Raw genomic sequence first — 13,221 nt, 5'->3', positions numbered from 1 at the left:
TAGCATCGATCGGGTGGATCGCCGTGAGGCCGGGGCCGGGCCGGTCGAGGTGTTCGAGGAGCAGCGGGCGCGGCTGTTCGGGCTGGCGTACCGGCTGCTCGGCTCCGCCTCCGAGGCCGAGGACATGGTGCAGGAGACCTACCTGCGCTGGAGCCGGCGTTCGAGCGCGACCGCCGGGCCGGTCGAGGTGCCCGCCGCGTGGCTCACCAAGGTGCTCACCAATCTGTGCCTCAACCAGCTCGACTCCGCGCGGCTGCGGCGGGAAGCGTACGTCGGGCCGTGGCTGCCCGAGCCGGTGCTCACCGGCGACGGCGCGCTCGGGCCGCTGGAGACCGTCGAGCAGCGCGAATCCGTGTCGATGGGCGTGCTCGTCCTGCTGGAGCGGCTGACGCCGGTGGAGCGCGCGGTGTTCGTGCTGCGGGAGGCGTTCGGCCACAGCCACGCGGAGATCGGCGACCTGCTGGGCATCGACGAGGCCCACTCCCGGCAGCTGCACCGGCGGGCCAGGGCGCACGTGGGGGAGCCGCGTAAGAGGTTCGAGAGCGACCGCGAGCAGCACCGCCGCATCGTGGAGGTGTTCATGGCGGCGACCATGGAGGGAGACGTGGCCACCCTCGAACGCCTGCTCGCCGACGACGTGACCGCCTGGGCCGACGGCGGCGGCACCTCGACCGCGGCGCGGCGGCCCGTACACGGGCACGCGAAGGTGCTGCGCTACCTGCTGGGCCTCGGCACGCGCCCGGAGGCGGCCAGGGTGTCGCTGGAGATCCTGGAGACCAACGGGGAGCCCGCCGTCGCGATCCGCGACGCGGACGGCGGCGCGCTGTACGCGGTCATGGTCCTGGACGTCGAGGACGGGCGCGTCACCGCGACGCGGACCGTCATCAGCCCGGTCAAGCTCGCCTTCGCCGCCGCGCAGCTCGCGATGTGAGGGCGCCCGCCGGGCGTGAGGACGATTGTGAGAGCGATCACACGCGCCTGCTGTCACGCGCGGGCGGGCTCGCCGGTTCAGATGGGGACTCGACAGGAGGAACCATGACGGACCACATCCTGGTGCTGGGAGCCGGATACGCCGGACTGGGGGCGGCCAAGCGCGCCGCGCGGCGGCTGCCGCGAGCTCGGGTGACGCTGGTCAACGCGAGCGGGCTCTTCGTGGAGCGGGTACGCCTCCACCAGCTCGCGGCCGGCCAGCGGCTGCCCGAGCTGCCGCTGACCGGCCTGCTCCAGGGCACCGGCATCGACCTGGTGGTCGCCCGGGTGACCGGGATCGACCTCGCCACCCGCACGGTGACCCTCGACGGGCCGCCGCACCGGATCGGTTACGACATGCTCGTCTACGCGCTCGGGAGCGCCGCGGAGCTGGACGCCGTGCCCGGGGTGCGCGAGCACGCCCACACCCTGGCCACCGCCGACGAGGCCGCCCGGCTGCGCCGCCGCCTCGCGGAGAGCCGCGAGGTGACCGTGGTCGGTGGCGGGCTGACCGGGATCGAGGCGGCGACCGAGTTCGCCTCCACCCGTCCGGACCTGCGCGTCTCCCTGCTCTCCGGCGGCCCGATCGGGCCGGGCCTGTCCGTACGGGCGCGCGGCCACCTGCACCGCGCCTTCTCCCGCATGGGCATCGCCGTGCGCGAGCACGCCCCGGTCGCCAAGGTCGGCGAGGCCGGCCTGCTCCTGGAGGACGGCCAGGAGATCGCCGGCGAGACCGTCGTGTGGGCGGCCGGGTTCCGCGTCCCCGACCTGGCCGCGGCGGCGGGGCTGGCCACCGACGAGGAGGGCCGCATGATCGTGGACGACACGCTGCGCTCGGTGTCGCACCCGGACGTGCTCGGCATCGGCGACGCCGCCGCTCCCGGTCGCGGCGGGCGGCCGGCCCGGATGGCCTGCCAGACCGGCCTGCCCATGGGCCTGTACGCGGGGGAGGCGGCGGCCGACCTGCTGGCCGGGCGCACGCCGCGACGGGCCAGATACCGCTACGTGTGGCAGAACATCAGCCTCGGCCGCCACGACGGCGTCACCCAGTTCACCCGCGCCGACGACAGCCCGCTCGACGCCGTCCTCACCGGCCGCGCCTCCGCGGCCTTCAAGGAGGCCATCACCCGCGGCACCGTCTGGGTCATGCGCCACCCTGTGCCGATTCCCGGGTGATCGCCCAGCGCTCGTGGTCCCTCCACGCGCCGTCGATGAACTGGAAGTCCGGCGAGTAGCCCTCCTTCCTGAAGCCGGCCCGCTCGATCAGCCTCAGGGATCGGTCGTTGGACGGCTGGATGTTGGCCTCGATGCGGTGCAGCCCCAGCTCGGCGAACGCGTACCCGACCAGCAGCCGCAGCCCCTCCGTCAGGTAGCCGCGCCCGGCGGTGGCGGCGAAGGCGCAGTATCCCAGGGTGGCGTCCTGGCGGGTGCCGCGGACGATGTTGTTGAGGTTCGCCCGGCCCGCGATCGCGCCGGTGTCGCGGCGGCAGATGACGAAGCCCTCGTTGGACGGCCCGTCGAAGCGCGCGATATACCCGTCGAAGTCCTCGTCGGTGGCGATGGGCGCGCCGGGCATCCAGCGGGCGAGATGGTCGGCGCTGTCCCGGCTGAGGGCGAGGAACTCGGCGCGGTCCTGACGGGTGAGGCGGCGGAGCCCGACACGGGGCCCTTGAGCGAGGTAGTTCACCTATCGATCTTGTGCCGGACGCGTCAGGAACGCGCACCCCGCCCTTGAACCGGACACGGCCAGGACGGGCACCTCCACATCGATCCGTCCCATTCGACCGGGAACGGCGTCGCGTGCGGCAGCGGCGCCCCCCACACCCGCCGCCCCAGCCCGCACAGGGCGCTGAGCCCCGTGGTGAGGCTTCCGACATGCCCGACCAGCGCCACCGTCTCGCCGCGATGCGCGGCCGCGATGGCGGTCAGCGCGGCGACGACGCGCGCGGTCACCGCGTGCCCGTCCTCGCCGTCCGCCACCGCCTCGTCCAGCCGCCCGTCCACGATCCAGGACCTCAGCACCTCGGCCGAACGGGCCCGTACAGCCGGGTCGGTGGCGCCCTCCCGCTCTCCGACGCCCATCTCCACGAGCCCTGGCAGCGTGACCACCTCCACCTGCCCGAGCGCCTCGGCGACGATCTCGGCGGTCTGCCGGGCGCGCAGCGCGGTGCTGGCGTAGACGCGGCTGATCCCCTCGCCGCGCAGGCGCTCGGCCGCCTCCGCCGCCTGCGCCCGCCCGGTCGCCGTCAGGGCCGCGAGCGGCAGCGCGCCCGCGGCCCCGGCGACGACGTTCTCGGACTCGGCGTGCCGCATGCACAGCAGCCGCACCTTCACGCCTCCATCCGGAGTGCCTGAACGAGAGCGCCGAGCGACTCGTCCGGATCGTCCCCGGCGGTGTCGATCACGATGTGCTCCCGGTTCCACGGCTCGTACTCCCGGTCGACGACCTCCTGCCAGCCGGGCAGCCGCAGGCCGGGAATGTCCACCTTCCGCTCCCCGATCCGCGCCCGGTGCTCGTCCTGATCGGAACAGACCACCTCGACCTCGGCCACCGGCACGCCCGCCTTCACCCCGACGTCCCGCCAGGCGTCACGGGTCACCGCCAGAGGGTTCACCGACTCGGCCACCACGCTCAGCCCCTGGCGAAGGTGCTCCTCGGCGAGGGCGTAGCCGACGACGTAGCCGGCTGGTCCGATGGGGTGACGGGCCAGGCCGGAACGGACGATCGCCTGCTCGATGGTGTCGATCCGCAGGTGGACCGCGCCGAGGCGGGCGGCCAGCAGCCTGGAGAGCGTCGTCTTGCCGGTCGCGGGAAGGCCGCCGATGACGATGAGCACGCACCCCATGCTGCCGCAGCTCATCTGCGTCCTCGACCCCGGGCATCGAAAAGGGGGTGCCGCGCGGAAGCTGGTCCGCGTGAGCGCCCCCCTTGCGGAGGCCCATGCTGGTGGGCCCTGGGTTTACCAGTCGCCGCCGCCGAAGTCTCCGCCGCCGAAGTCGCCTCCGCCACCGAAGTCGCCCCAGCCGCCGCCACCGAAGTCTCCGCCGCCGCCGAAGTCGCCGCCCCCGCCGAGGTCGCCTCCGGCATCCTGGTAGCCCTCGGCGTAGCCGGCGCCGTAGCCGCCGTAGCCCCAGCCGCCGCTCAGCATGCTGCCCATCATGGTGCCGATGAACATGCCGGTCATGATGTCGCCGAAGCCGCCGTAGTAGCCGTACGCGTAGGGCTGGTAGGCCGGTCCGGCGTCGTAGTAGGGCCGGCGCTGGCCGTCGACCATGACCTCGCGCATCTGCGGGTCGAAGCCGCGCTCCACGGCTTCGGCGTCCATGCGGCAGGCCGGGACGTCGCGGACGGCGCCGCCGGGCGGGGCCCAGCGCACGTCGCGGACGGACGGGCCGTGCTGCGGGTTGAAGAAGCAGGGGGCGCGCCGCTCGGGGACCGGCTCGTTGTTGACCTTGGCCTTGACCACGGCCAGCGCGTAGCGGCCGTCCTCGAGGGTCTGGGTGACCTCGCGGACCTCCTGCGGGCGCTGGACGGCGGCCAGCTGTGTCTTGGCCTTCTCGTAGGAGTCGAGCGCCTGCTGGAACTCCTCGATGTGCTTGCCGCCCTCGCCGGAGAGCGTCACGTCGGTGTCGAGGGCGGTGATCTCCTCGCCCAGCTTGGTGACGTCCTCCTCGACGGTCTGCTTGACGGCCGCGAGGTCCTTGGCCTCCTGGATGGCCCGCTTCTTCTTCTTGTTGCTGGAGTAGAGGAAGTAGCCGCCACCGCCGACCACGACCAGCGCGCCCAGGGCGATCAGCGCGGAGGTGCCGCCGGCGCCGGGGTTGGCCTGGCTGCCGGGGTCGAGCGCCGAGCGCTTGCCGGCCGCGGCGAGGTCGACACGGTTGACGAAGTCCTTCATCCCGTCCGCGACGTTGGAGTTGGCGGACACCGCGAGGTTGGCCAGCTGGCCCGCGAGGCCCGGCTGGCGCAGCGCGCTCGACGCGGCGAACAGCGTCTGGCCGTCGATGACGGCCCACGTGGCGCGGTTGCGGCCCGCGTCCGTCAGCGCGGTGTTGAGGGAGCTCATGTAGGACTCAACGTTGGCGTCCGTCACCGAGCCGTCGGGGAGCGCCACGGCATAGACCTTGGTGTCGGCCCCCTTCAGCGCGTCACGGATCTCATCCTGCTGGTCGGATGTCAGCGGGGAACCCGACTGCACGAAAAGCGGATCCTTCTTGTCCTTCCAGTAGGACACCACCGACTGAGCATCCGGGGGTGCCGCCGCGTTGGCGGCAGGGGACAGCGCAAGAACGACGATTAGACCGGCGATCAGAGCCGCGATCGCGGCCCCTGCTCGGCGCAGCGAATGGGTCATTGGCAGCAAGCCTCCTTCGCCCATCAGGACGAACGGGCGGTCGGAAAAGTTCCTCACTTGGCACGGTACCCGTCGGGGGGCACATGGGTGCGTACGGCCGCCCAACAGCCTGGAGCCATGACTCGGGTCAGGCGTCCTTGATCTCGCAGATCGTGGCGCCGGAGGTGACCGTCTGCCCGACCGCGGCCGTGAGGCCCGTGATGGTGCCCGCTTTGTGCGCCGCGAGCGGCTGCTCCATCTTCATGGCCTCCAGGACGACGACCGTGTCGCCTTCGGCCACCACGTCGCCGTCGGCGGCCACGACCTTGACGATCGTCCCCTGCATGGGGCTGACCAGGGTGTCGCCGCTCGCCGCCGACGCCTTGCCGGCGCCGCGGGCGCGTCGCGGCGCCTTGCCGGGCGCGGCGGAGCCGGGGGCGGAGGCGGCGGCGCCGAGCCCCGCGGGCAGCACGACCTCCAGCCGCTTCCCGCCGACCTCGACCGTCACCGTCTCGCGCGGGGCGGCGCCCGGTCCTGGCGCGACCTCCTCGTCGTACGGCGGGACCGGGTTGTCCCACTCCGTCTCGATCCACCGCGTGTGTACGGAGAACGGCGCGGAAGCGAAGGCGGGATCCTCCACGACCGCCCGGTGGAACGGCAGCACGGTCGGCATCCCGGAGATCTCGAACTCCGCCAGCGCCCGCCGCGAGCGCTCCAGCGCCTCCGAGCGCGTCCTGCCCGTGACGATCAGCTTCGCGATCAGGGAGTCGAAGGTCTGCGGCACCGTCATCCCGGCCTCGTACCCCGAGTCGAGCCGCACGCCGGGGCCCGAGGGGGCGCGCATGACGGTGAGGGTGCCGGGGGCGGGCAGGAAGTTGCGCCCGGCGTCCTCGGCGTTGATCCGGAACTCGATGGAGTGGCCGCGCAGCGCCGGGTCGGCGTAGTCGAGCGCCTCCCCGTCGGCGATCCTGAACATCTCCCGCACCAGGTCGATGCCCGACACCTCCTCGGTGACCGGGTGCTCGACCTGCAGCCGCGTGTTGACCTCCAAGAACGAGATCGTCCCGTCCTGGCCGACCAGGAACTCGCACGTGCCGGCCCCGGCGTAGCCGGCCTCCTTCAGGATGGCCTTGGAGCTGGAGTAGAGGATCTCGACCTGCTCCTCCGTCAGGAACGGCGCCGGCGCCTCCTCCACGAGCTTCTGGTGGCGGCGCTGGAGCGAGCAGTCGCGCGTGCTCACCACGACGACGTTGCCGTGCGTGTCGGCCAGGCACTGCGTCTCGACGTGGCGGGGCCGGTCGAGGTAGCGCTCCACGAAGCACTCGCCCCGTCCGAAGGCCGCGACGGCCTCGCGCACGGCCGACTCGTACAGCTCGGCGACCTCCTCCAGCCGGCGCGCCACCTTGATGCCGCGCCCGCCACCGCCGTACGCCGCCTTGATCGCGATGGGCAGCCCGTGCTCCTCGGCGAACGCCACCACCTCGTCGGCCCCGGAGACGGGGTCCTTGGTGCCCGCGACCAGCGGCGCGCCGACCTTCTGGGCGATGTGCCTGGCCTGCACCTTGTCGCCGAGCGCGGCGATGGCGGAGGGCGGCGGGCCGATCCAGGTCAGGCCCGCGTCGATGACGGCCTGCGCGAAGGCGGCGTTCTCGGCCAGGAAGCCGTAGCCGGGGTGCACGGAGTCAGCGCCGGAGCGGCGCGCGACGTCGAGCAGCTTGCCGATGTCGAGGTAGGTCTCGGCGGGGGACTGGCCGCCCAGCGCGTACGCCTCGTCGGCGACCTTGACGTGCAGGGCGTCGAGGTCCTGGTCGGCGTAGACCGCCACGCTGCCGATCCCGGCGTCCTTGCACGCGCGCGCCACTCGTACGGCGATCTCGCCGCGGTTGGCGATCAGAACCTTCCGCACGGACCCACAGTCCTTCCTAAGAGAGTTCAGCGGCCCGGTTGCGCGCCGCCGTTCACGTGGAACACCTGCCCGCTGACATGCCTGGCTCATCCCGGAGGCCAGAAGAGAACGCTATCTCGCCGGCACCCACGAACGACTCCGAACAATCCTCGGGTAGACCATAGCCGCTCGGCATATCTCCGGCGACGGCCGGTGGTGACTCCTTAGGGTGAGGGCGCTTTCACAGCTTCCAGGAGGTATGCATGAGCCAGAGCATGCTCGGCGGCGACCCCGCGGAAATGCAGCAGATGGCCAGCCAGTTCACCCAGCAGTCGGAGGCGGTCCGCACCACGATGACCGCGCTCGACCGCGAGGCCGCCAAGGTCGGCACGGCGTGGACGGGGCCGGGTGCCCAGCGTTTCCAGCAGGCGTGGCAGAACTACCGCACGGCCTTCCAGCGCATGACCGAGGAGCTTCAGGAGGCTTCGCGGGTCATCGGCACCTACCGCCAGAACATCGAGTCCGCCACGAAATGAGCAACGGACGGGGGCCCTGGCGAGGGTGCCGGGGCTTCTTCCGACGTACGTGAGCCACACGCCGTCGCGAGGCCACGCCGGGCGGCGGGCGCTCGGGGCTCCCCGGCCCACCCGGCGGTGCGCGCGCGAATTGACGGTTAACAGTAAGGTTGCGCAATCCCAAACTAGTGATACGTATGTGGCGTATTTGGTTAAATGTCCTTCGATCATGAGGAATGCTCGGAAGGACGGTCATGGCCGAGAAGGACTCCCCGACGCCTGAGCGGATCGGCGCCCACGAGATCGTGGACCGGCTCGGCGAAGGCCCTCGGGGCATCGTCCACCTGGGACAGGAGTCCGAGGACGCCCCCCGCGTCGCGGTCAAGACACTGCCGGTGGACCCCGAGGATCCCGGCTTCGCCGAACGGCTCAAGGACGTCGCGAAGGTGTCGAGCTCGTACGTGGCCCGCACCATCGACGCCGGCACGCAGGACGGCCTGTCGTACGTGGTCCGCGAGTACGTCGAGGGCCGCTCGCTGGCCGAGACCGTCGCCGCGGACGGCCCGCTGAGCGGCGACGCGCTGGAGCGGGTGGCCGTCGGGATGCTGACCGCGCTGACCGCGGTCCACCTGGCCGGCTTCGCGCACCGCGGCCTCACCCCGTCGAACGTGATCCTCACCGGCGAGGGGCTGCGCGTCACCGACATCGAGATCGGCGACCCCGCGGGCGAGATCGGCTACCGCGCCCCCGAACAGATCAACGGCCTGAGGTACGGCCCGTACGCCGACGTGTTCGCCTGGGCCGCGACCGTCGTGTTCGCCGCGACAGGCTCCGCGCCGTTCGGGCACGAGGCCGCTTCCGTGCTGAACGGCGAGCCCGAGGTGGGCGACCTGCCCGAGCCGCTGCGGGAAGTGGTGCTCGCGGCGCTGGCCAAGGACGTGTCGGGGCGGCCCACGACGTACACGGCGCTGCTGCGGCTGCTCGGCGACGCCAGCGCGCCCATGCCCGGTGCGGCGATCGATGGCGTGCCTGTGCCGCCCGCCCCCGGCGAGGGCGCGCCGCCCACCGCGATCGAGGGGCCCATGCCGGTGCCCCCGGCGATCCTGCCGATCCAGCTGTCCATCGAGGGCGCCCAGAGGCCCGTCATGCCGCCGCCCCAGGGCCCCGACCAGCCCGGCGGCCCCATGCAGCCCGGCCCGGCGCCGATGCAGCAGGGCACCCCGCCGCAGATCCCCATGCAGCCCGGCCCGATGCAGCCCGGCCCCATGCAGCCCGGTCCCATGCAGCCCGGTCCCATGCAGCTTGGCCCCATACAACAGGGTCCGATGCAGCCTGGCCCCATACAACCCGGCCCGATGCAGCCGGCCCCGATGCAGGCAGGCCCCGCGGGGCAGGGCCCGATGCAGCAGGGCCCCATGGACCAGGGCCCCCAGAATCCCGTGCCGTCGCAGACCTGGGGACCACCGGAGCCGCCGCAGGACCCGTCCCAGGACCCCTCCTCCGAGAACCCGTCCCCCCAGAACGGGTGGACGCCCACCGTCGTGCCCGGCGGCCAGGCCGGCGCCAAGCCGCGCAAGCCGTTCCCCATCGGCCTGGTGGCGGGCGTGAGCGCGGTCGTGCTGCTGTCCGGGCTGGGCCTGTGGGGCGCGAGCGAGTACTCCGGCCGGGTCACCTTCTCCCCGGCCGCCGCGGCGGGCGACGGGCCGGCCAGGCAGGGCGACGCCGCCGCGGCCCAGGGGGTCGTGAGCAACCCGCCCGGCCAGCCGCAGGCCGAGGTGACGGTGCCGTGGGCCGCGACGCCCGGCGCCGACGACAACGGCGTGGGCCCCATGACGCTCCCCACCGACGGCGCCACAGGCGGCCCGCAGGTGCCCGTCCTCACCACGGTTCCGACGCCGCCGCCGGTCCCGATCCCCACGGTCACGACGACGGCCCAGCCGACCGTCACGACCACGAGCACGGCCACGCCGGCCAAGAAGGCCAAGCAGACCAAGAAGGCCAAGCCGCAGGCGACGGTGACCAAGACCGTGCCGCCGAGCCGGACGCCGACCCCCACGCAGAGCGCCACGAAGCGCCCGACCAAGCGGCCCACGCAGAGCCCGACCCAGGAGCCCACGCAGGAGCAGGAGAAGCCGACGCAGGCCGCGCGGCCGACGCCGACGAAGACCACGCAGAAGCCGGCGCAGCCGAAGCCCACGAAGACCTCGGCGCCGCCGGCGCCGAAGAAGAACCCCTACACCCCGACGCAGGTGTGCGGGAGCGGGTTCGTCGTGCAGCGGTCGAGCTCGTTCAGCGGCGGTACGACGTACCAGCTGTGGAACAACAGCACGGGACAGAACTGCGCGGTCACCATGAAGACCGGCGCGGACGTCGGCAAGGCCACCCCGATGAGCGTCAAGATCGAGGCGCAGGGCGGGGGGAGCGACAGCGACTCCGGCAACTTCGAGTACTACGCGGGCCCGGTGAAGGTGTCGGCCGCGGGCAAGTGCGTGCGCTACTCCGGCAGCGCCGGCTCGGGCAGCACGAGCGCCGGCTGGGCCAACTGCGGCTGAGCCTGCCGGTGGCCGGCGCGCCTGATCCGGGCGCCCGGCCACCGGTCTACCGGCAACTCCTAAGCTAAAGCGGACGTAACTTACGCCGCGGTGTGACCCTATGTCACGGCAGCCCCGTGTATATGGTGGTTTCCCCTGATTCACGAGGGGTGGCATGCAGACCAGCAAGGATCTCTACCAGGCCCACAAGCTGATGCAGCAGCGCATGGGCATGGCGCTGTTGCAGGCCGAGCCGGACGTGACAGAGTCGCCCATGCGGCGGCTCAACACGGCCATGCTGATCGGCCTCGTCCTGGCCGTCGTCGTGGCCGCCGGGTTCGGGATCTGGGGGTTGATCAAGCCGGGCAACGCCACCAAGCTCACCGATCCCGGCCAGTTGCTGGTGGAGGAGGAGACCGGCGCCACCTACGTCTACAGCCAGCAGGACGGCAAGCTGCTCCCGGTGGCCAACTACGTCTCGGGGAGGCTGCTGCTCGACGGCTCGGCCGAGGTCAAGTCCCGTAACGTCACCGCGGCGTCGCTCGCCCAGTTCAGCAGGGGCAAGATGGTCGGCATCCCCGGCGCCCCCGCCACGCTGCCCGACAAGAAGAGGCTGGTCCGCGGCCCCTGGTCGGTGTGCGTGTCGACCGACGCGAGCGGCAGGCCGTACGTGTCCCTGGTGGGCGGGCAGAACGTCGGCGGCGCGCCCGTCGACAGGAGCACCGCCATGGTGGTCGGCACCGCGCAGCAGACCTTCGTGGTGTGGAACAACGAGAAGTTCGAGGTTCCCCAGCAGCTGGCCAGGGTGGTCAGCAACGGCGGCCGGCCACGCCAGATGCCCGCGTCCTGGCTCAACGCCATCCCCACCGGTCCGCCTTTCGCCACGCCCTCGATCCCGGGACGCGGCAAGAGCGCGACCGCGCCGGGCGGGCGAAGGGGGCGGATCGGCCAGATCTACACCGTGCCGGCCGTGGCAGGCGCGGAGGCGCGCTGGTACGTCCTGCTCGCCGACGGCCTCGCTCCCATCGGGAACACCCAGGCCGAACTCCTGCGCCAGGACCCGGCCAGCAAGGCGGCGTACGGCAAGAACCCGGTCACCATGATCCAGATAGACGCGGCCACCGCCAACGCCACACCCCTGTCCAAGACCGACCTGCGCGTGGGCGGGTTGCCGACGACGATGCCGAAAATGATGTCCCCCGCTCCCTCGTCGCCGCTGTGCGCGGTCTACGCCGATGCCGACAAGGGTTCGATGCGGGCCACGATCACCGTGGGCAACACGCTGCCCCTGCCCGCGCCCAGGAGCTCGGACAACGCCCAGGAGAACGTCAGCCAGGTGCTGCTGCCGCCGGGTGGCGCCGCGCTGGTCGGCCTGCTTCCCGGCGAGGGACAGCTCACGTCGATCGCGAACTACTACCTGATCACCGACCAGGGGCGCAGGTTCGGCCTGCCGACCGCCGACGTGCTGGGCAAGCTCGGCTACACCGAGAAGGACGCCGCCCCGCTGCCCAGCCACCTCATCCACCTGGTGCCGCCGGGGCCCGACCTGGACCCGGCCGCGGCGAGGAACCCCGTGCAGGTCACCGCGTCCAACACCCAGCCGTGACCGGTGCGGAGCCTCGCCGCGGTCGCGACGCCAGGTTGCGCGCCGCGCCGTCCCGCCTCCTTCGCGGTCACGGCGTCCCAGGGGCAGGGGAAATTGGGACTCCTGTCCCTCAAAAGGGATATCGATATAGATTTTGCGTGATGTGACCGATGATGCGAGGCTGGACCACGGAGCTCGATGTGCGGGTGGCGCGTCGTCGACCGCTTCCCGGCCCGGGAGGGGATGAAGATGGCCAACGGATCGGGCATGACATCGGGGTCGGGCATCGATCCCGCCCTGCTCCTGAACACCGGTCAGCAGATGCCGGAGGAGCTGCAGAAGCAGGTCGGCGCGCAGATCCAGCAGGGCCTCGCGTTCCGGCTGGGCGAGATCACGAATCTGGGCAGGCAGTTCGAAGGCCCGCGCCAGACCGTCCAGACCTACCGTGACAACGTGACCGGCAGCGACATCGCCTGGCCCGGTTTCGGCCTCTGCGGGATGATGTACGGCTCGACGCACACGCAGACCAAGAAGGCACACGTCGACGCCTGCGAAACCGCCAAGGAGGTGCTGGAGAGCTGGCAGGCCGCGTTCAAGAGCGCCGACACCAACTACGACAAGGTCGAGCAGGAGATCGAACGACTGCAGAAGGGCGCTGGCGATGGGCCAGGCGGGCCCCAGGGCCCCGGCGGTCCCGGTGGTCCCACGTCGTACGGCGATGGCGACCCGTTCTCCGGCGGCGGCGTTCCCAGCGGACTCGGCAACCTGGATGGCATCTCTCCGGCGGGCTACGATCCTTCTGACGCGCTGAAGAACGGCATGACGGACCCGTCGTCACTGGGGTCCGTCCCGGGCCCGGGCGACATCGACCAGCCCGACTTCACCACCCCCGACACGCAGAGCCCCGACTTCACCACGCCGGACGCGCAGAACCCGGATTTCACCACACCGGACATGCAGAGCCCCGACTTCACCACCCCGGACATGCAGAGCCCGGACCTCAAGACGCCCGACTTCGGCAACCAGGACGGTCTCAACCCCAACGTGCCCGACCCTGGCTCGACCAACCTGGCGGGCCTCGGCAACAATCCGCTCGACCCGCAGGCGCTGTCGACCAACGGCCCATTGGATGGGCGCGCCGTCCCGCAGACCAGCACGGACGCGACCGTGCGCACCGGCTCCTACACCGGAGGCGGGAATGTCCCGAATCCGGGGGCCTCGACGAGTGTGGCCGGCGCGAACGGGATGCCTGGCATGCCCATGTCGCCGATGCTCGCCAATCCGGGGCAGGACCGGAGCCAGGGGGAAGGCAGCAAGCTCCAAGGCGAGGAATCCGACTGGATCGACGACCTCGACGTCGCACCTGCCACCTTGGGTCACGACAACGTCTGACATGCCGAAC

At 72.0% G+C, this 13,221-nt stretch carries 11 protein-coding genes; 6 read left to right on the top strand and 5 right to left on the bottom strand.

The annotated features are described in order from the left end of the window. Positions 1-13: 13 nt before the first annotated feature. Together sigJ and FH608_RS04175 are read left to right on the top strand one after the other, a co-directional pair. On the top strand, positions 14-931 hold the full coding sequence (gene sigJ / locus FH608_RS04180; protein ID WP_193318217.1) for an RNA polymerase sigma factor SigJ: 918 nt from the start codon (positions 14-16) through the stop codon (positions 929-931). Positions 932-1,035: 104 nt separating this feature from the next. Further along, entirely contained in the window at positions 1,036-2,145 is a 1,110-nt protein-coding gene (locus FH608_RS04175; protein WP_193318216.1) for an NAD(P)/FAD-dependent oxidoreductase, read from the top strand. Here the strand turns inward: FH608_RS04175 and FH608_RS04170 are convergent. The 5 genes from FH608_RS04170 to FH608_RS04150 all read right to left on the bottom strand — a co-directional run bounded on the left by FH608_RS04170 (position 2,114) and on the right by FH608_RS04150 (position 7,209). Next, the gene (locus FH608_RS04170; RefSeq protein WP_139628413.1) at positions 2,114-2,656 is read right to left on the bottom strand and encodes a GNAT family N-acetyltransferase; all 543 of its coding nucleotides are present in this window, start codon (positions 2,654-2,656) and stop codon (positions 2,114-2,116) included. The genes FH608_RS04175 and FH608_RS04170 overlap by 32 nt on opposite strands. 23 nt (positions 2,657-2,679) lie before the next feature. Further along, positions 2,680-3,303, bottom strand: a complete 624-nt coding sequence (locus FH608_RS04165; protein ID WP_226898942.1) for a histidine phosphatase family protein — start codon at positions 3,301-3,303, stop codon at positions 2,680-2,682. Continuing rightward, positions 3,300-3,806: an AAA family ATPase gene (locus tag FH608_RS04160; protein ID WP_139628411.1), complete on the bottom strand. Its 507-nt coding sequence runs from the start codon at positions 3,804-3,806 to the stop codon at positions 3,300-3,302. Before FH608_RS04160 ends, FH608_RS04165 begins: the two co-directional genes overlap by 4 nt. 123 nt (positions 3,807-3,929) lie before the next feature. Further along, the gene (locus FH608_RS51240) at positions 3,930-5,324 is read right to left on the bottom strand and encodes a hypothetical protein (protein WP_226898940.1); all 1,395 of its coding nucleotides are present in this window, start codon (positions 5,322-5,324) and stop codon (positions 3,930-3,932) included. 127 nt (positions 5,325-5,451) lie between these two features. Next, positions 5,452-7,209 carry an acetyl/propionyl/methylcrotonyl-CoA carboxylase subunit alpha gene (locus FH608_RS04150; RefSeq protein ID WP_139628409.1) on the bottom strand — a complete coding sequence of 586 codons (1,758 nt, stop codon included), beginning with the start codon at positions 7,207-7,209 and terminating at the stop codon, positions 5,452-5,454. A gap of 242 nt (positions 7,210-7,451) precedes the next feature. Between FH608_RS04150 and FH608_RS04145 the strand changes: the two genes are divergently transcribed. The 4 genes from FH608_RS04145 to FH608_RS04130 all read left to right on the top strand — a co-directional run bounded on the left by FH608_RS04145 (position 7,452) and on the right by FH608_RS04130 (position 13,211). Next, a complete protein-coding gene (locus FH608_RS04145; RefSeq protein ID WP_026214895.1) occupies positions 7,452-7,724 on the top strand; it encodes a WXG100 family type VII secretion target in 273 nt (90 codons plus the stop codon). Positions 7,725-7,957: 233 nt separating this feature from the next. After that, the gene (locus FH608_RS53735) at positions 7,958-10,255 is read left to right on the top strand and encodes a serine/threonine protein kinase (RefSeq protein ID WP_193318215.1); all 2,298 of its coding nucleotides are present in this window, start codon (positions 7,958-7,960) and stop codon (positions 10,253-10,255) included. 154 nt (positions 10,256-10,409) lie between these two features. Then, on the top strand, positions 10,410-11,840 hold the full coding sequence (gene eccB / locus FH608_RS04135; protein WP_139628406.1) for a type VII secretion protein EccB: 1,431 nt from the start codon (positions 10,410-10,412) through the stop codon (positions 11,838-11,840). Positions 11,841-12,062: 222 nt separating this feature from the next. Further along, on the top strand, positions 12,063-13,211 hold the full coding sequence (locus tag FH608_RS04130) for a hypothetical protein (RefSeq protein ID WP_139628405.1): 1,149 nt from the start codon (positions 12,063-12,065) through the stop codon (positions 13,209-13,211). Positions 13,212-13,221 lie beyond the last annotated feature (10 nt).

It is taken from the genome of Nonomuraea phyllanthi (assembly GCF_006334985.2).
Classification (GTDB): Bacteria; Actinomycetota; Actinomycetes; order Streptosporangiales; family Streptosporangiaceae; genus Nonomuraea; species Nonomuraea phyllanthi.
The sequence above is the reverse complement of the archived record's forward strand: the minus strand, read 5'-3'. Positions and strand labels throughout refer to the sequence as shown.